Source organism: Bifidobacterium bifidum ATCC 29521 = JCM 1255 = DSM 20456 (assembly GCF_001025135.1).
In the GTDB taxonomy this organism is placed as follows: Bacteria; Actinomycetota; Actinomycetes; order Actinomycetales; family Bifidobacteriaceae; genus Bifidobacterium; species Bifidobacterium bifidum.
On the sequence record NZ_AP012323.1, the window covers coordinates 953,154 to 970,502 of the forward strand.

Below are 17,349 nucleotides of genomic sequence, written 5' to 3' on the forward strand. Positions count from 1 at the left end.
CGCCGCCTGAATAATTCCGAATGGAAACGCGGTCCCGGGCTGCGCTAATCGCCGTTTGAGGTGTGAAATCGGGATTAGTGTGGGCGAAATTGGTGGTATCTACATTTCGAGGGGTTGATCTGATGGATCAGGAACATCTATCTGCATTTCAGGGGGTTGCCCAAACGCGATATCCGAAGTATTAAGCGCTTTTTGCTGCTGGGATTGCACGGTTTTGGGAGCGTTCATACTTGGCTGGCACCCCCTCGAAACGTAGATAGATGTCCGGCGAGACCGAAATCAACCCCTCGAAACGTAGATACGGTTCAATGACGATGTGATTCCGGGCTTTTCGCCCATGACCGGGGGGAGAGAAGATGGCGAATCGCGCCGGAAAGGGGTCGTGCCCGAACCGTGATGCCCCGTCATGACTGCAACATGGTGGTGCCGCCGTCCCTGACGAGCAGTGATTGACGGTCAGTGAGCGCGCGTAGGTCGAGCTCCGTGGAATACCGTTCGACGATGAGCCGTGCCGCCTGACCCATCGTGGGATTGCCCAGATGCGGCACCACATGGAAATCCGTCAGACCGAGTCCTTTGTAGTCGCGCAGACCCGGGGCGCGATCCGTGCGGTCCATGATGGAGCAGTAGCCGATGTCCGGCGACATGATGACCGAACCGGCTGATTCGCCGATATACGGGATCCCGTCGGCTATCCGTTCGGCGAGCAGCGCATCCGCGCCGGTCCGCCGCAGTTCCTGCAGCAGAAAGAACGAATTGCCGCCGCCGACATATATGCAGTCGGCGTCCGAGAGGGTGCTCCGCACGTCGGGGGCAGCGGCCGTTGAAACATCCAGTTCAGTGACGCGGAATCCCAGTTGACGCAGTTGGCGGCGGGTCAGCATCGTATGCGCGAACCCCCATGGCTCTACAGCCGCGGCGGTCGTGATGTACGCCAGTCGACCGCCGTGCAGCCCGGGCAGTGCATGCGGGATCATCCCTGTGGCTCCGCGCAGCGTCGATGTGAGCATCATGGTCGCCATCCTGGCCTCCTTTCGTATCGCCCAGTATAGGACCGCGTTCATGAGAGCGCTGACAGATGAAAGATCGAATGCGCGCGGTGGCGTTTGGCGCTCGCCTGGCCCGGTTGCCGGAAATGACGACATGGGCGCGAACGATTCCGCCGATGCGGACGGAAAATGCCATAACTCGAACGAAGACGATACGATTGGACGCATGAGCGAAACGAACAATGACAACCTGTGGCCGGCCCCGACCGCTGACGGCCCGCTGAACGCGACCGTGACCATCCCCGGCAGCAAATCCCTGTCGAATCGGTACCTGATCCTCGCCGTGCTTGGCGCGAAGCCCGTCACGCTTGTCGGGCTGTTGCGCTCGCGCGACACCGAACTGATGATGGGAGCGCTGTCGGCGCTTGGTGTGCGCTGCGACATCGACCCGGAAAACGACACCACGGTCACGGTGACGCCGCCGGAATCCGGCCGATTCAGCGGCAATGTGGGCGTGTACTGCGGGCTCGCCGGCACGGTGATGCGTTTCGTGCCGGGGCTGGCGCTGTTCGCGGACGCCCCGGTGCGGTTCGATGGAGACGATCAGGCATACGCGAGGCCGATGCAGCCGGTTCTCGACGGGCTCGAACAGCTTGGCGCCCGCGTCGAATACCACGGCGAGCACGGCCGGCTGCCGTTCACCATCACGCCACCGCGTCATGATGGTGAACAGGCCGATGACGGTTCCGCTGCCGCCAAGGTGAGCATCGACTCGTCCGGCTCTTCACAGTTCATCTCCGGTCTGCTGCTGATCGGGTCGCGCCTGCCCGGTGGGCTGGAGTTGCGGCATACGGGGGAGAAGATGCCGAGCCTGCCGCATATCCGCATGACCGTCGCTGATGTGAACGGCGCGGGCGGCAATGCGACCGCTGATGAGGAGTCTCGCGTCTGGCGAGTCGGCCATGCCGCGTTGCAGCTGCCGGAACGCGTGGTCGTCGAACCTGACCTGTCGAATGCGGCGCCGTTCCTCGGTGCGGCTTTGATTGCCGGAGGCACGGTGCGCGTGCCGCACTGGCCTGTTGAGACCACCCAGCCCGGTGGACTGCTGCCGGGATATCTGGAACGCATGGGCGCGCGCGTCTCGTTCCCCGAAGAGGACGGCGTGCGGTATTGCGAGGTGAGTGGCGACGGCCATGTGCATGGTCTTGGTGATTTCGACCTGACCGCGGCAGGGGAGATCGCGCCGTCGCTCGCGGCGATACTGGCGTTTGCCGATGCTCCGACCCGTATGCTCGGCATCGGTCATCTGCGTGGTCATGAGACAAACCGTCTGGAGGCGCTGGTCACGGAGATCACGCGCATCGGGGGAGAGGCCCGCGAACTGGAGGATGGCATCGAGATCACTCCTGTGCCGGTTGAGCGTCTGCACGGTGAGGTGATGGAATCCTACGCTGATCACCGCATGGCGACGTTCGCCGCGATGATCGGGCTGGCCGTGCCGGGCGTCCGAATCGTCAATGTGGAGACCACGCGCAAGACACTGCCCGATTTCGTGGGCATGTGGACCGGCATGTTGGAGCGGTGACCGCGACGAATATCACGGATATACGATGAGGGGCTGATTCCCAGCGGAATCAGCCCCTCATTTATGTTCGTCCGTTTGCGTTAGACGGACTGCGGCCTGCTAACGGCAGTTCGTCACTTGGTGAACGTGTTGCCGTAAGTGTCCGCGCCGTTCTCGGCGATTTCGGCGGACTTGCGGGCGATGGCCAGCTCCTCGTTCGTCGGGATGACGGCGATGATCACGGAGGAGTCCGGGGTGGAGATGATGCGCGGCTCCTTGGAGCGCTTCGCGTTCTTCTCCTCGTCCAGCTTGACGCCGAACGGGGCGAGCTTGTCGCACACCATCTTGCGCACGATGTCGTCGTTCTCGCCGACGCCGGCGGTGAAGGTGATTACGTCGCAGCCGCCCATCTGGTAGGTGTAGTTGCCGATGTAGCTGACGATGCGGTGCACGTACACGTCGAGGGCCAGCTTGGCGTCCTCGTTGCCTTCGGCCACCAGACGGTGAACCTCGCGCAGGTCGCCGAAGCCGGTCATGCCCATCATGCCGGAGCGCTTGTTGAACAGGGTGTCGAGCTCGTCCACGTTCATGTGGGCGTTGCGGATGAGGTGGAAGACCACGGCCGGGTCGATGTCGCCGGTGCGGCCGCCCATCATCAGGCCTTCAAGCGGGGTCAGACCCATGGAGGTCTCGACCGGCTTGCCGGAAACCTCGGCGGAGGCGGAGGCTCCGTTGCCGATGTGCAGCACGATCTGCTTGAGGCCTTCGGCCGGCTTGCCGATGACGCCGGGGACCACGGAGGAGATGAACTCGTGCGAGGTGCCGTGGGCGCCGTAACGGCGGATGTGGTACTGGTCGGCAATCTCCTTGTTCAGCGCGTAGGTGCTGGCCGCCTTCGGCAGCTGGAAGAAGAAGGAGGAATCGAACACGAAGATCTGCGGAACGTCGGGCAGCAGCGCGCGCATGACTTCGGCGCCCTTGGCCTCCGGGCCGTTGTGCAGCGGGGCGAGCACGGCCAGGTCCTTGACGGCGTTGATGGTCTTGTCGGTCACGAGGGCCGGCTTCGGGAAGAGGGATCCGCCCTGAACCACACGGTGACCGACGGCGACGATGCCTGCTTCGGACAGGTCCGGTCCGTACTCCTTGAAGAAGCCGAGCACGCGCCTGAGGCCCTGCTCGTGGTCGTGGATCGGCTCTTCGAGCTCGTGCTTCTCGCCGTTGTACTCGTGCTTGTAGTGACCGTCGACCGGTTCGCCGATCTTCTCGACGAGACCGGAGGCCAGACCTTCGCCGGACTCAAGATCGACCAGCTGATACTTGATAGAGCTGGAACCGGAATTGATGACAAGGACGGTTTTCGCCATTGTGGGCATCCTCCATGATTGATACGTACCGCGAAACACGGCTTTCCACCTGATAGATTACTCGCTGCTTGCTACAAATCAGCGCCGCAGGTTTCGCCGAGAGCCACCAAAGAGAAAAGCCCCGCTGACGGGCTGAGCCGTGAAGTAAACAGCGGGGCTGGTTATAGGTGAAGAGCGAACGACAGATTGCACGTGCCCCCGCTGGCGGGGGCTGTCGCGAAGCGACTGGGGGTGGTCGTAAAGAGCGGCTGTATCGCGTGGAGACCGCTAAAACACCCGCGTCACTGGGCCTCGATGGCGGTCAATGCGATGGTGTTGATGATGTCCTGCACCGTCGCACCGCGTGAGAGGTCGTTGACGGGCTTGTTGAGGCCCTGCAGCACGGGGCCGATGGCGAGCGCCCCGGAGGAACGCTGCACGGCCTTGTAGCCGATGTTGCCGGAGCACAGGTCGGGGAACACGAACACGTTGACGTGTCCGGCCACGTCGTTGCCCTTGGCCTTGGTGGCTGCCACGTCGGGCGACCATGCGGCGTCGAACTGGATGGAGCCGACGACGGGCAGGTCCGGAGCCTTCTCCTTGACGATTCGCGTGGCCTCTTCGACGATGTCCACGTCCGGCCCCTTGCCGGAGCCGAGGGTGGAGTAGGAGAGCATGCCGACCTTGGGCTCGATGCCGAACGCCTTGGCGGTCACGGCGGACTGCAGCGCGATCTCCGCGAGCTGTTCGGCGTCCGGGTTGAGGTTGATGGCGCAGTCGGAGAACACGGTCACGTGGTCCTTGAAGCACATCAGGAAGGCGCCGGAGACGAGCCTCTGCCCGGGCTTGGTCTTGATGACCTGCAGCGCCGGACGCACGGTGTTTGCGGTGGAGTTGACCGCGCCGGACACCAGACCGTCGGCGTAACCGAGCACGACGAGCATCGTGCCGAAATAGCTCGCGTCGGTCAGCTGCTTGCGGGCCTGCTCTTCGGTCATGCCCTTCTTGGCGCGCAGCTCGCACAGCTTGGCGACCATGGGCTTGAGGATGTTCTCGTCGTCCATGGCCTGGAAGCGCGCCTTGCCCAGATGGGTCAGACCGAGTTCCGCGCCCCGGGCGAGGATCGCGCCCTTGTCGCCCACGATGATGAGGTTCGCGATCTCGCGCTCCAGCAGGTAGTCGGCCGCCTTGATGATGCGGTCCTCTTCGCCTTCGGGCAGCACGATCGTTTTCTTGTTCGCCTTGGCGCGGCCGAGCAGGCTGTACTGGAAGGCGTACGAGGTGATCGGGAAGTCGATCTCGACGTTGATGGCCCGCAGGACCTCTTCGGTCGGCACGTTCGCCTGGAAGGCGGCGAGCGCCGCATCGGCCTGTGACGCTTCGGTGAACGGGATCTGGGGGATCGTCCACACCGGCAGCCCGAAGTCCGCGAGCGTGTCCTTGACCGAGACGGAGTGGCGCGGCTCGCAGCCCGTCACGAAGATGCCCAGCACCTTGTTGCCGGCGGCCTCCATGCCTTCGATGGAGAGACGGACGGTGTCCTTGAGCTCGTCAGGCCAACGATCGATGGTGCACACGGCGAGGAAGACGCCGGCCTGCAGGTCGGCGGCGATGTTCGCGTTGAACTCGTAGGCGGTCGGGTCGTTGACGTGCGACTTGTCGGTGCCGACGATGAGCGCCGCGTCCGCGCGGGACACGTTCATCGCGTCGTTGAACGCCGCGACGATGTCGCCGCGGGAGCCTTCCTTGTCCTTGCGCACCTGGTGAATGTCCAGTCCGGTGGACAGCGCGACGCCGAGGCCGGCGTTGGAGGCGTTCAGCAGGATGGGGGTGAAGTGGTCGTGATTGGAGACCGCGGGGCGGAACACGGTGGTCTTGAATTTGGTGGTCAGCGCCTTGAGCACGCCGTATGCCACGACGTTGCGTCCGTTTGCGCCTTCAGGACTTGCGATGTAGATGTTCGTTGTTGTCACGTTTGTCTCCTCGTCGGGGATGGTACTGCTCGTGTGACCGCCTTGTTTCACACTTACTGACATTGTAGTACCCGATCGTTCGTTGCCGGGCGTTGACATGGCGGTAAATGCGGCCGGGACGGTTCGACCGGGCGCGTGGTGACGATGTAGTCGTTGCGCCCGTATCCGTCGTCGGAGACGATGTGCTCGATGTCGTGGGGTAGCCTGCGATGGGGTAGTGCAGGTAGCAGGTGATGCCGAGCTGGTCGAGGCGCCGGCGATAGGCGTCCGCGTCCGGCTGCCCCGCGTGCTGGGTGAGCACGACGGAGCAGCCGTGGAATCCGCGCGAGCGGAAGATGTCGATGAGTCGCAGCACGTCCTCGTCGTACGTGATGCCGAGGTCGCCGCGCATCTTGGCCTTCTCGATGTGGTTGGCGTTGATGGCGATGACGATCTCCACGTCGTCGGCGAGGCTTTTGAGCATGCGGAATTTGGAATCCGGCTCGAAGCCGGGCAGCACGCGTGACGCGTGATAGTCATCGAACAGCTTGCCGCCGAACTCCAGATAGAGCTTGCCGCCGAACTGCGCGATGCGCTTTCGAATGTTGGCGGCCTGCAGCTCGATATATTTCTTGTTGTCGAATCCCTGTCGCATGTGCAGTGAGAGTCCCGTCCGAACGGAGCGCTGTACCTGCAGATTATACCGGGTTCTTTACGAGGACCACCCCCTCCCAGTCGCGAAGCGGCTGGGGTCTTACAAGAATCTACGAGTGAAATTCGGCGATGTGTGCGGTAGCATGGCGCGGGAAGCGAAAGCGTACAAGGGTACGTCGAGCTTCCCGTAACGCAGCTAACGCACACATCGTCGAAGTCCACCGGTGAATTGGAATAACGTGTGTGGCCTCTAGGCGCACCGAAGGAAGCTGTACAAAGGTACCGCGACTGAGGAGCAACGACGAGGACACTCCGTTATTCCAAATTCGCTCCCATTCGCCCTCTGAAACCGTGACCTAAACGATTTTGTATAGACCGTTTAGCTCCGATTATCAGGATTACTTAGATTATCCAAGAATTACGGTGTATCATAATTCCTGTTGTCATTTTGTTGTCACGCTGACAAGGATATTATACTTAATTACACCACATAAATCAAGTGGTTATTGCCATTCTGTATCTGTCATTGTTAATTCGCCCTCAGCGGTCATTCTGCCAATCGTAGCGAGTGACAAACTTTCATCTTGGGTGAGTGAATGCTTTTCGGTAATTTTCGCTTGCGTATCATAATACAAACAGAAACGATGAGAAATAACATACACAAAATCAAATAAGTTTGCAGACTCGTCAAGCAGTTCGGTAATCCACTCAGATAAGTGATTTTCTGCATAAGAGGTTGGAATTTCGGGCAAAAGTATGGCAAGTCCCATCCTCTTAAAATTTGATCGGTACTGCTGAATTTTTTTCGTCTTTCTTCGTATGCTTTCTTGAAAAAAGCGTTTCTCTCCGTCGGTAGTTCCGGAGGTAGATATCGCAACCTTTTCATCTTTAAGAGGGACAAAGAAATATCCGCTTGATTTGATGATATTTTTGCGTTTTTCTATATCCTTAGGTTTACCCTGATTTAATTCGGAAAAGGCGCGAGATACTTTCATATCATCTTCTTTTACAGCGGCGGTAACCTCAATTCCCGTACTATTTGCACTGTCTTGAAGATCGGGAGCTTCGCCTGTAATCATTGTATCAAACTTTGAAGGATACAAGTAACGCAAAGTGGCAAGCACCCTATATTCCTGAGAATGTTTAAGAGTGTTTGGTTTAACCGCAGAGGAATATTTTTTACCTTTAACTAAGTCTGTATTTATCTTCATAATTATTCAACCGGAGGAATAGGTGGCATAACAACAAACATTGATTTTAATTCATCAATAGTGCCTGCCTTACCCCACTCAGACATTCCATTTTTCCATACCAAACTATCAGCATTGAACTGACCTGAAGTAGCCATTTGTTGCAATACATTTAAATCAAAAAGGTCCGGTTGCTTGCCCGTTCACCGCAATGTGATATGCAACAACAGGAACGGGTGGAGGTGTTGCTCCGCTCGGTGTGGTTTGATTAATACCAGCCATTGAGTTGTTCATAATTCCGGCAATATTATGACTGACAGCACCGCCGAGAGCCATTCCCGCCATCATAGCGGCAGGATTAAGCCCTGCGCTGCCGTTTCCTAAATCAACTCCACCTGCACCGTTTTCACCCATATGTCCCAGGGCCTCAGCACCGGCAATACCGACTTCAGCCTGTTTTTCAACCCGAAACGCACCAATATTGGCAGATTGAGTTTGCTTATGCATAGCATATTGTCCCTCTTCACGCTGAATACGTAATCTTCCTACATAGTCAGCGGTTTCGGCCTTAACTTTAGTTGTGCATTTATGTAATTCTCCGTCATAAACGGTTTTTCTTTGTTCTTTTGCACCATTTTGCGATGCATCTACCGCATTACCACAACTGGCGCAGAATTTTGCTCCCTCCGCAAGTTCTTGCCCGCAGTTAATGCAAAAAGCCATATTGCACACCTCCACAGAATAATTTCAAAACGCAAAAACTGTCATTTTTTCAAATGAGGGCATTCTAGACAAGCGGATTTGTTTTCATCCCATAAGCTACATTTCTTCCTGATCCTACCACAGAATCTCAGCGATGCGCTGGTAGAGGCGTTCAAGGACCGGCTGAAGAACGACTAAATCCGAGAAAACAAAAAGAGCTATCTGACTTTTCTAACAGAAATCAGATAGCTCTTTATTCTTGAATAATCTAAAATGTTGTCATTTTGTTGTCACGGGGCAATTCCGTAACCCAAAAGTCCAGCCTTTTCAAGGCTTTTTGGCCTTTCGGGCATTATTCCCACTCGATCGTTGCCGGCGGCTTGGACGTGCAGTCGAGGACGACGCGGTTGATCTGGCGGCACTCGTTGGTGATGCGGGTGGAGATGGTGGCGAGCACGTCGTAGGGCACGCGCGACCAGTCGGCGGTCATGGCGTCCTCCGAGCTGACCGGGCGCAGGACGATGGGGGAGCCGTAGGTGCGCTCGTCGCCTTGGACGCCCACCGAGTGAACGTCGGCGAGTAGCACGACCGGGCACTGCCAGATGTCGCGGTCGAGGCCGGCGCGGGAGAGCTCTTCGCGGGCGATGGCGTCGGCCTCGCGCAGCAGGTCGAGGCGTTCCCTGGTGATTTCGCCGATGATGCGGATGCCCAGGCCCGGACCGGGGAAGGGCTGGCGCCAGACGATCTCGTCAGGCAGGCCGAGCTCGGTGCCGATGGCGCGCACCTCGTCCTTGAAGAGGGTGCGCAGCGGTTCGATGAGCTGGAACTTGATGTCCTTGGGGAGCCCGCCGACGTTGTGGTGGGACTTGATGTTGGCCGCGCCGTCGCCGCCGCCGGATTCGACGACGTCGGGGTAGAGGGTGCCCTGCACGAGGAACTTGACTTCCTTGCCGCGGGCGCCGGCTTCTTCGAGGACCTGACGCTGGGCTTTCTCGAAGGTGCGGATGAACTTCTCGCCGATGATCTTGCGCTTGCGCTCGGGCTCGGAGACGCCCTTGAGCGCTTCGAGGAAGTCGTCGGCGGCGTCGACGGTGATCAGTCGGATGCCGGTGGCGGCGACGAAGTCGTGCTTGACCTGCTCGACCTCGCCTTTGCGCAGCAGGCCGTGGTCGACGAACACGCAGGTGAGCTGGTCGCCGATGGCCTTGTGGACGAGGGCGGCGGCGACTGCGGAGTCGACACCGCCGGACAGGCCGCAGATCACTTCGGCGTCGCCGACCTTCTCGCGGATCTTGGCGACCTGGTCCTCGATGATGGAGGAGGCGTCCCAGTTGTCGGGCAGGCCGGCGCACTGGTGGAGGAACGTCTCGATGAGCTTCTGGCCGAAGGGGGTGTGCTTGACCTCGGGGTGCCACTGCACGCCGTAGAGCTTGCGGGACTCGTCTTGCATGGCGGCGACGGGCGCGCCCTCGGTGTGGGCGAGCACTTCGAAGCCGGCGGGCGCGGTCTTGACGGCGACGCCGTGGCTCATCCACGTGTCCTGCTCGGCCGGGGAGCCGGCGAGCAGCCCGTCCGTCTTGTCGATGGTCGTGTCGGTCTTGCCGTATTCGCCGAGCGCGGCCTTGTCGACGTCGGCGCCGAGCGCGTACGCCATGGCCTGGAAGCCGTAGCAGATGCCGAGCACGGGCACGCCGGCGTCGAACAGCTTGGGGTCGACGCGCGGGGCGCCGGGCTCGAATACGGATGCGGGGCCGCCGGACAGGATGATGGCCTGCGGGTCCTTGGCGAGCATCTCGTCTACCGGCATGGAATGGGGGACAAGCTCCGAATACACGTTCGCCTCGCGCACGCGACGGGCGATGAGCTGCGCGTATTGGGCGCCGAAATCGACGACAAGCACCGGGCCGTTAGCCATGGGACTCCCTTCATGCGGCCGCGCGCGATAGCGGATACATAGGTATGGGCGATATCGTTGATTGCGGCCATTGGTATTGTGTGGACTTCTTACAGTATGTCACATCAATTGTGGCGATTCGAGCCGACATTGGCGTGTGCGATGGGCGGGTGTCGTCCGGGAACGACGCACCGTTTCACAAAACCGAACAATTAACGCTGTTAATATGAACAACACGCCGCATGTTCTGTTGCCTGCATGAACACGCGGCGTGCCGGTAGATCGCTGAAATCGTTGGAAAATAAGAGTTTCTCACTGGATGGAGCCGTAATATAACCTGTGAGGGCACCGGTTATTCACTCATAATTCATACAATTAATCTAACATTTTCGAACACACATGCAAAAAAGCTGCCAAAAGTCTTGCTCTCAACGTACCATGATGAACGATTGGGATTGGGCAACCGCGAAATCGCAAGGCTTCGCGAGAGCCCATGACCGAACGATAATGATCAATTGCACATCACTGTGCAGGAGTACAGGAGTACACATGACGAGTCCTGTTATTGGCACCCCTTGGAAGAAGCTGAACGCTCCGGTTTCCGAGGAAGCTCTTGAAGGCGTGGACAAGTACTGGCGCGTTGCCAACTACCTTTCCATCGGCCAGATCTATCTGCGGAGCAACCCGCTGATGAAGGAACCCTTCACCCGTGAAGACGTGAAGCACCGTCTGGTGGGGCACTGGGGCACCACCCCTGGCCTGAACTTCCTCATCGGCCACATCAACCGCTTCATCGCTGACCACGGCCAGAACACCGTGTTCATCATGGGCCCGGGCCACGGTGGCCCCGCCGGTACCTCCCAGTCCTACCTGGACGGCACCTACACCGAGACGTACCCCAACATTACCAAGGATGAGGCTGGCCTGCAGAAGTTCTTCCGCCAGTTCTCCTACCCGGGCGGCATCCCCTCCCACTTCGCTCCGGAAACCCCGGGCTCCATCCACGAGGGTGGCGAGCTGGGTTACGCCCTGTCCCACGCCTATGGCGCGATCATGGACAACCCGAGCCTGTTCGTTCCCTGCATCGTCGGCGATGGTGAGGCCGAGACCGGCCCGCTGGCCACCGGCTGGCAGTCCAACAAGCTCGTGAACCCGCGCACCGACGGTATCGTGCTGCCGATCTTGCACCTTAACGGCTACAAGATCGCCAACCCGACCATCCTGTCGCGCATCTCCGACGAAGAGCTCCACGAGTTCTTCCACGGCATGGGCTACGAGCCCTACGAGTTCGTCGCCGGCTTCGACGATGAGGACCACATGTCCATCCACCGTCGCTTCGCCGAGCTGTTCGAGTCCGTGTGGGACGAGATCTGCGACATCAAGGCCGCGGCGAACACGGACAACATGCACCGTCCGTTCTACCCGATGATCATCTTCCGCACCCCGAAGGGCTGGACCTGCCCGAAGTACATCGACGGCAAGAAGACCGAGGGCTCCTGGCGCGCCCACCAGGTGCCGCTGGCTTCCGCTCGCGACACCGAGGCCCACTTCGAGGTCCTCAAGAACTGGCTGGAGTCCTACAAGCCGGAAGAGCTGTTCGACGCCAACGGCGCCGTCAAGGACGACGTCCTGGCCTTCATGCCGAAGGGCGAGCTGCGCATCGGCGCCAACCCGAACGCCAACGGTGGCGTGATCCGCAAGGATCTCGTGCTGCCGGCGCTCGAGGACTACGAGGTCAAGGAAGTCAAGGAGTTCGGACACGGCTGGGGCCAGCTCGAGGCCACCCGTCGTCTGGGCGTCTACACCCGCGACATCATCAAGAACAACATGCACGACTTCCGCATCTTCGGACCGGATGAGACCGCTTCCAACCGTCTGCAGGCTTCTTACGAGGTCACCAACAAGCAGTGGGACGCCGGCTACATCTCCGACGAGGTTGACGAGCACATGCACGTCTCCGGCCAGGTCGTCGAGCAGCTGTCCGAGCACCAGATGGAAGGCTTCCTCGAGGCCTACCTGCTGACCGGCCGTCACGGCATCTGGAGCTCCTACGAGTCCTTTGTGCACGTGATCGACTCCATGCTGAACCAGCACGCCAAGTGGCTTGAGGCTACCGTCCGCGAGATTCCGTGGCGCAAGCCGATCGCCTCCATGAACCTGCTGGTCTCCTCGCACGTGTGGCGTCAGGATCACAACGGTTTCTCGCACCAGGACCCGGGTGTCACCTCCGTCCTGCTGAACAAGTGCTTCCACAACGATCACGTCATCGGCATCTACTTCGCGACCGACGCGAACATGCTGCTGGCCATCGCCGAGAAGTGCTACAAGTCCACCAACAAGATCAACGCCATCATCGCCGGCAAGCAGCCGGCCGCCACCTGGCTGACCCTGGACGAGGCTCGTGCCGAGCTCGCCAAGGGTGCCGCCGCTTGGGATTGGGCTTCCACCGCGAAGACCAACGATGAGGCTCAGGTCGTGCTCGCCGCCGCCGGCGACGTCCCGACCCAGGAGATCATGGCCGCTTCCGACAAGTTGAAGGCCCTGGGCATCAAGTTCAAGGTCGTCAACGTGGCTGATCTGCTCTCCCTGCAGTCCGCCAAGGAGAACGACGAAGCGCTGACCGACGAGGAGTTCGCCGACATCTTCACCGCCGACAAGCCGGTGCTGTTCGCGTACCACTCCTACGCCCACGACGTGCGTGGCCTGATCTACGATCGCCCGAACCACGACAACTTCAACGTCCACGGCTACGAGGAGGAGGGCTCCACCACCACCCCGTACGACATGGTTCGCGTGAACGAGCTGGATCGCTACGAGCTGACCGCCGAAGCCCTGCGCATGATCGACGCCGACAAGTACGCCGACGAGATCCAGAAGCTGGAGGACTTCCGTCAGGAAGCGTTCCAGTTCGCGGTCGACAAGGGCTACGACCACCCGGACTACACCGACTGGGTGTACTCGGGCGTCAAGACCGACAAGAAGGGCGCCGTCACCGCCACCGCCGCCACCGCTGGCGACAACGAGTGATGATCGCCTGATTCTTATCAGGATCTGAGCTGAAAGGGCTTCCGGAGCAATCCGGAAGCCCTTTTTTCGTCAGGCTCCACCAAGCGACAATATCGCTCGTGAGAATGGTCATCGCCTACAAACCGACAAGTCGTCATGACACGACGGGTAAATCCACACTACGTAGTCATCTCCATATATAATCAAGACGTCCGCTGAATGCGACCCACCGCATGACGGTCCCTCGAAGAAGAAGGTGATGACTCTCTTGGATGTATCATTCTCATATTTCATCCAACAGGTATGTTCGAATCCGGCGCTGGCCATCACCACGTTGCTGACGCTCGGCGTCATTTTCGTGAACGGCTGGACCGACGCCCCCAACGCCATCGCCACCTGCGTCACCACCAGATGCCTACGTATCCGTCCGGCGGTGATCATGGCCGCGGTGCTCAATTTCTTCGGTGTGTTCATCATGACGCAGCTGAACGCCTCGGTGGCGTCCACCATCAGCAACATGGTCGATTTCGGCGGCGACACGAACGCCGCGCTGATCGCGTTGTGCGCGGCGCTGTTCTCCATCGTTGTCTACAGTGTGGGCGCGTCGCTGCTGGGCATCCCCACGTCCGAGAGCCACAGCCTAATCGCCGGCCTTTCCGGCGCCGCCATCGCCATCCAGGATGGCATCGGCGGCATCAACATGGGGGAGTGGGTCAAAGTGCTGTATGGTCTCGCGGCCAGCCTCCTGCTCGGATTTGGCATCGGCTGGATCGTGTGCAAGCTGGTGACGCTGATCTGCGCGGGGCTTGACCGCAGGCGCGCCAACGTATTCTTCACGTATGCGCAGATCGTCGGGGCCGCGGCCATGAGTTTCATGCACGGCGCGCAGGATGGCCAGAAATTCATCGGCGTCCTGTTCCTCGGCATGGCGTTCTGCAGTGGGCAGACCGGTGTCGCAGGCGTGATCATCCCAGTGTGGCTGATGATCCTGTGCAGCACGATCATGGGTGTCGGCACCAGCGTGGGAGGGGAGCGCATCATCAAATCCGTCGGGCAGGACATGGTCCGGCTGGAGAAATACCAAGGCTTTTCCGCGGACCTGTCCAGTGCGCTGTGCCTGCTGGTGATGACCGTGCTCGGCATCCCCGTTTCCACCACGCACACCAAGACCAGCGCCATCATGGGCGTCGGAGCGGTGCGCAGGCTGTCCGCGATTAACTTCGGCGTCGTGCGCGACATGATGCTCACCTGGGTGTTCACGTTCCCCGGCTGCGGCATCATCAGCTACGTCATGGCAAAACTGTTCATGCTGGTGTTCTGACACCGCTCCGGCACACGGCATCAGTCATCGTTTCAAGAAAGGATCAGCATATGGCGAGGAAAAACGATTCGTTCTATTTCGACGGATTCAAGCAGAGCGCCGATTATGCATGCCAGGCGGCACATCTGCTGTCGGAAGTCATGCACCATTACGAACCGGATCGTCTGCTGGAACGATTCGACGAGATGCATCGCATCGAACAGGCGGCGGACGAGGTCCGTCACGGCATGATGGACGAGCTGGTCACCGCATTCATCACTCCGTTCGACCGGGACGACATCGCGCGGCTGAGCAGCGTGCTCGATGACGTCACCGACCGCATCGAAGGCGCCCTGCACCGCATGTATTACGACAACGTGCTGGAGATCCGACCCGATGCGCTGGACTTGGTCGACATGGTCGAGCGCTCATGCGGGAAGATGGCGGAGCTGATCGGCGAGCTGCCCCGGTTCAAGCGGTCGAAGACCCTGCGCGAGCAGGTGTTCTTCATCAACAAGATCGAGCAGGACGCGGACCGCCTGTTCGTAGAGGCGATGCGCCGCCTGCACACCACCTGCACCGACCCGCTGCAGGTGCTCGCCTGGCACGAGGTGTACGTGCATCTGGAGCTGTGCACCGACGATTGCGAGCATGTCGCCGATGTCGTCGACAACATCGTCATGGAGAACAGCTGAGAGCGGTTCCCCCGTCCCGTCCCGGCCACGGCGTTGGACGGGAATGCCGCCTAACGGTGGGTGTTGAGCCACGCGATGGCGAGCTGGGTGCGGTTGGTCAGAGCAAGCTTGTCGAGCATCGCGCTGATGCGGTTGCGCACGGTGCCCTCGCTCAGATACAGTCTGGCGGCGATGTCGCGGTTGTCGAGTCCCTCGGCGACGAGCGCCGCGATGTCACGCTCCCGTTCGTTCAGCAGCTGATCGATGCCATCAGACGTACGACGGCCGTGCGGGATGCCGTCGCCGGCCGTGTCCGAGGCGTCGTCCGGCCCCTTGCATCCGGCACCGGCCGTCGGCCCGGTGAGTTTGCCGATCACGTCGGCGCCGAGCACCACCTGACCGGCCATCACCGCATGCAGGGCGGGTGCGATCGCCGCCACATCCTGCTTGATGAGATAGCCTTTTGTCCCGAGCCGCATCGCCTGCTCGATATAGGCCTGGTCAGAGAACGTGGTCAGGAACAGGATACGTGCCGCCGGATCCTTCGTCAGGATCTCCCGCGCGGCGTCCAGCCCGTTCATGCCGGGCATCTGTATGTCGATGAGCAGGATATCCGGATGATTCTCCGGCGACTCGAAATACCTGCGAATCGCCGCGCCGCCGTCGTTGGCGCTCCATAGCACGTCGGCGGTGTCGGTGGCGGTCAGGATCGTCTCCAGCGACTGACAGACGATCGGGTCGTCGTCCACGATCGCGATTCTCATAGCTTCCCCCTGTTCCCTAATGTGCCGGCAGTCGTCTTCATGAATGCCGGCTGGTCTGTTTTCGCGCAAGATTCCGGGGATGCATGCCAACGTTGCTTCGGCACGGACACGAACACGCGCCATCCGCCATCATACGGGCCGCACAGGGCGGTTCCGCCGATTGAGCGCACGCGCGATTCGATGTCGGTGAGTCCCATGCCGCGAGGCGGCTCCCCGTCCGTCCGGCACCGCCCGCGGGCATCACGGGCGCGGATCGCGGGCCCTGGATCCTGGACGACCAACTGCCACAATGTCGGAAAATCACGCAGCGTCACGCTCGCCTCATGGGCCTCGCTATGATGCGCGACGTTTGCCAGCGCCTCGCGAATCACCGTCGCGAAGCAGCGTGACACCGGGGCCGGGGCCGTGTCGATGTCGTTCGCCAACGACACCGAGAAGTCCGGGGAGATACCGTCGAATGAGGCGACGGCGGCTTCGATCTGCGCGGCGAAATCGGTGCCATCATCCTCAAGGTCATGTACCGAGCGGCGCACCATCGTCATCGCATCGTCCAAGGTCTCGCCCAGCGTGGTGAATCCACGGGCCGCGACCTCGTCATCGGTCGCCTCGGCCACGGCCCTGCCGGCCTGCGCCTGCATGATCGCACGAGTCAGCAGGTGCCCCACATTGTCGTGGATCTCGCGGGCGATACGCGTGCGTTCGCCGAGCGTCGCCATGCGGACCGACTGCGCGCGCTCCTCATCGATATCGGCGATGCGCGAGCGGACGGAACGGGAGGCTTCACGGGCCATATCCTGAGCGTGCAGCAGCGCACGTCGATTCCCATCCGAAGCCTCGCGGGACCGTCCCGCGACGAATCCGAGCAACGCGGTCAACGTAAGAGCCAGCGCCTGCATATGGCTGTTGGCATCTGCGGCTTCGGCCGCGACACCGGCATGTGACACGCGGACGAACCACAGCGCCGCAAACGGCAACACCCATAGCCAGCGCACGGCCGTTACCAGCCGCGAAGGGCGCCCTGCGGCAGCCAGACGCGCCATATCGTAGGCGACAAGCGGCATGAACGAGCACCATGCGGGCACTGCCGCGGCGACGATCAGATACGCCACGCAAGGCAACCACGGCCATCGTTCATCGGCATGCAGCCATTCGACCAGTCCGGTGACGGAGACGGCCAGCAGAAGCCCCGCGATGAACACGGCATCGGTGCGGATCCCGGTCATCACGGCGAGCACGGTGCCCAACGCGAGCAGAACACCCTCCTCGGCCAACACGCGCATGGCACCTCCCGGATCGTCATTCGTTTCAATACCAGTC

Annotated in this window: 13 protein-coding genes and 1 pseudogene; 4 read left to right on the plus strand and 10 right to left on the minus strand. The window is 60.6% G+C overall.

The window, feature by feature from the left end:
• Window positions 1-404 precede the first annotated feature (404 nt).
• Window positions 405-1,022, minus strand: a complete 618-nt coding sequence (locus tag BBBF_RS03815; RefSeq protein WP_003821085.1) for a Type 1 glutamine amidotransferase-like domain-containing protein — start codon at window positions 1,020-1,022, stop codon at window positions 405-407.
• A 193-nt stretch (window positions 1,023-1,215) separates the two neighbouring features.
• On the opposite strand from BBBF_RS03815, the gene aroA reads away from it, so the two are divergent.
• Entirely contained in the window at window positions 1,216-2,574 is a 1,359-nt protein-coding gene (gene aroA, locus BBBF_RS03820; RefSeq protein ID WP_179664896.1) for a 3-phosphoshikimate 1-carboxyvinyltransferase, read from the plus strand.
• A gap of 113 nt (window positions 2,575-2,687) precedes the next feature.
• Here aroA and BBBF_RS03825 read toward each other — a convergent pair whose 3' ends face one another.
• From BBBF_RS03825 to guaA, 7 genes and pseudogenes are all read right to left on the minus strand, one after another.
• Window positions 2,688-3,917 carry an acetate/propionate family kinase gene (locus tag BBBF_RS03825; RefSeq protein ID WP_003812773.1) on the minus strand — a complete coding sequence of 410 codons (1,230 nt, stop codon included), beginning with the start codon at window positions 3,915-3,917 and terminating at the stop codon, window positions 2,688-2,690.
• A 281-nt stretch (window positions 3,918-4,198) separates the two neighbouring features.
• A complete protein-coding gene (gene pta / locus BBBF_RS03830) occupies window positions 4,199-5,869 on the minus strand; it encodes a phosphate acetyltransferase (protein ID WP_003812775.1) in 1,671 nt (556 codons plus the stop codon).
• Between the two features lie 125 nt (window positions 5,870-5,994).
• Window positions 5,995-6,503, minus strand: a pseudogene (locus BBBF_RS03835) (DUF1846 domain-containing protein); the annotation flags it as partial.
• Between the two features lie 502 nt (window positions 6,504-7,005).
• Window positions 7,006-7,713 (minus strand): hypothetical protein, encoded by a 708-nt coding sequence (locus tag BBBF_RS09815; protein ID WP_126436134.1) that lies wholly within the window; start codon window positions 7,711-7,713, stop codon window positions 7,006-7,008.
• Between the two features lie 2 nt (window positions 7,714-7,715).
• A complete protein-coding gene (locus BBBF_RS10065; protein ID WP_196488164.1) occupies window positions 7,716-7,850 on the minus strand; it encodes a DUF4339 domain-containing protein in 135 nt (44 codons plus the stop codon).
• Window positions 7,851-7,869: 19 nt separating this feature from the next.
• Window positions 7,870-8,415, minus strand: coding sequence for a zinc-ribbon domain-containing protein (locus BBBF_RS10070; RefSeq protein WP_196488165.1), 546 nt, complete (start codon window positions 8,413-8,415; stop codon window positions 7,870-7,872).
• 331 nt (window positions 8,416-8,746) lie between these two features.
• Window positions 8,747-10,309: a glutamine-hydrolyzing GMP synthase gene (gene guaA, locus BBBF_RS03840; RefSeq protein WP_021648365.1), complete on the minus strand. Its 1,563-nt coding sequence runs from the start codon at window positions 10,307-10,309 to the stop codon at window positions 8,747-8,749.
• A gap of 528 nt (window positions 10,310-10,837) precedes the next feature.
• On the opposite strand from guaA, the gene BBBF_RS03845 reads away from it, so the two are divergent.
• The 3 genes from BBBF_RS03845 (at window position 10,838) to BBBF_RS03855 (ending at window position 15,289) form a co-directional block, all read left to right on the plus strand.
• Window positions 10,838-13,315, plus strand: coding sequence for a phosphoketolase (locus tag BBBF_RS03845; RefSeq protein ID WP_003817358.1), 2,478 nt, complete (start codon window positions 10,838-10,840; stop codon window positions 13,313-13,315).
• Between the two features lie 247 nt (window positions 13,316-13,562).
• A complete protein-coding gene (locus BBBF_RS03850) occupies window positions 13,563-14,615 on the plus strand; it encodes an inorganic phosphate transporter (RefSeq protein WP_003817356.1) in 1,053 nt (350 codons plus the stop codon).
• Between the two features lie 50 nt (window positions 14,616-14,665).
• Complete coding sequence (locus BBBF_RS03855) at window positions 14,666-15,289, plus strand: DUF47 domain-containing protein (protein WP_003812798.1); 624 nt, start codon at window positions 14,666-14,668, stop codon at window positions 15,287-15,289.
• A gap of 50 nt (window positions 15,290-15,339) precedes the next feature.
• Here the strand turns inward: BBBF_RS03855 and BBBF_RS03860 are convergent, their stop codons facing one another.
• Window positions 15,340-16,032: a response regulator transcription factor gene (locus tag BBBF_RS03860; RefSeq protein WP_021648363.1), complete on the minus strand. Its 693-nt coding sequence runs from the start codon at window positions 16,030-16,032 to the stop codon at window positions 15,340-15,342.
• On the minus strand, window positions 16,029-17,312 hold the full coding sequence (locus BBBF_RS03865) for a sensor histidine kinase (RefSeq protein WP_021648362.1): 1,284 nt from the start codon (window positions 17,310-17,312) through the stop codon (window positions 16,029-16,031). Before BBBF_RS03865 ends, BBBF_RS03860 begins: the two co-directional genes overlap by 4 nt.
• Window positions 17,313-17,349: the final 37 nt, after the last annotated feature.

Bases quoted from the DNA above. Each gene is read 5' to 3' on its own strand.
- BBBF_RS03815 (WP_003821085.1), bottom strand. From the start codon at position 1,022: ATGGCGACCATGATGCTCACATCGACGCTGCGCGGAGCCACAGGGATG.
- aroA (WP_179664896.1), top strand. From the start codon at position 1,216: ATGAGCGAAACGAACAATGACAACCTGTGGCCGGCCCCGACCGCTGAC.
- BBBF_RS03825 (WP_003812773.1), bottom strand. From the start codon at position 3,917: ATGGCGAAAACCGTCCTTGTCATCAATTCCGGTTCCAGCTCTATCAAG.
- BBBF_RS09815 (WP_126436134.1), bottom strand. From the start codon at position 7,713: ATGAAGATAAATACAGACTTAGTTAAAGGTAAAAAATATTCCTCTGCG.
- BBBF_RS10065 (WP_196488164.1), bottom strand. From the start codon at position 7,850: ATGGCTACTTCAGGTCAGTTCAATGCTGATAGTTTGGTATGGAAAAAT.
- BBBF_RS10070 (WP_196488165.1), bottom strand. From the start codon at position 8,415: ATGGCTTTTTGCATTAACTGCGGGCAAGAACTTGCGGAGGGAGCAAAA.
- guaA (WP_021648365.1), bottom strand. From the start codon at position 10,309: ATGGCTAACGGCCCGGTGCTTGTCGTCGATTTCGGCGCCCAATACGCG.
- BBBF_RS03845 (WP_003817358.1), top strand. From the start codon at position 10,838: ATGACGAGTCCTGTTATTGGCACCCCTTGGAAGAAGCTGAACGCTCCG.
- BBBF_RS03855 (WP_003812798.1), top strand. From the start codon at position 14,666: ATGGCGAGGAAAAACGATTCGTTCTATTTCGACGGATTCAAGCAGAGC.
- BBBF_RS03860 (WP_021648363.1), bottom strand. From the start codon at position 16,032: ATGAGAATCGCGATCGTGGACGACGACCCGATCGTCTGTCAGTCGCTG.
- BBBF_RS03865 (WP_021648362.1), bottom strand. From the start codon at position 17,312: ATGCGCGTGTTGGCCGAGGAGGGTGTTCTGCTCGCGTTGGGCACCGTG.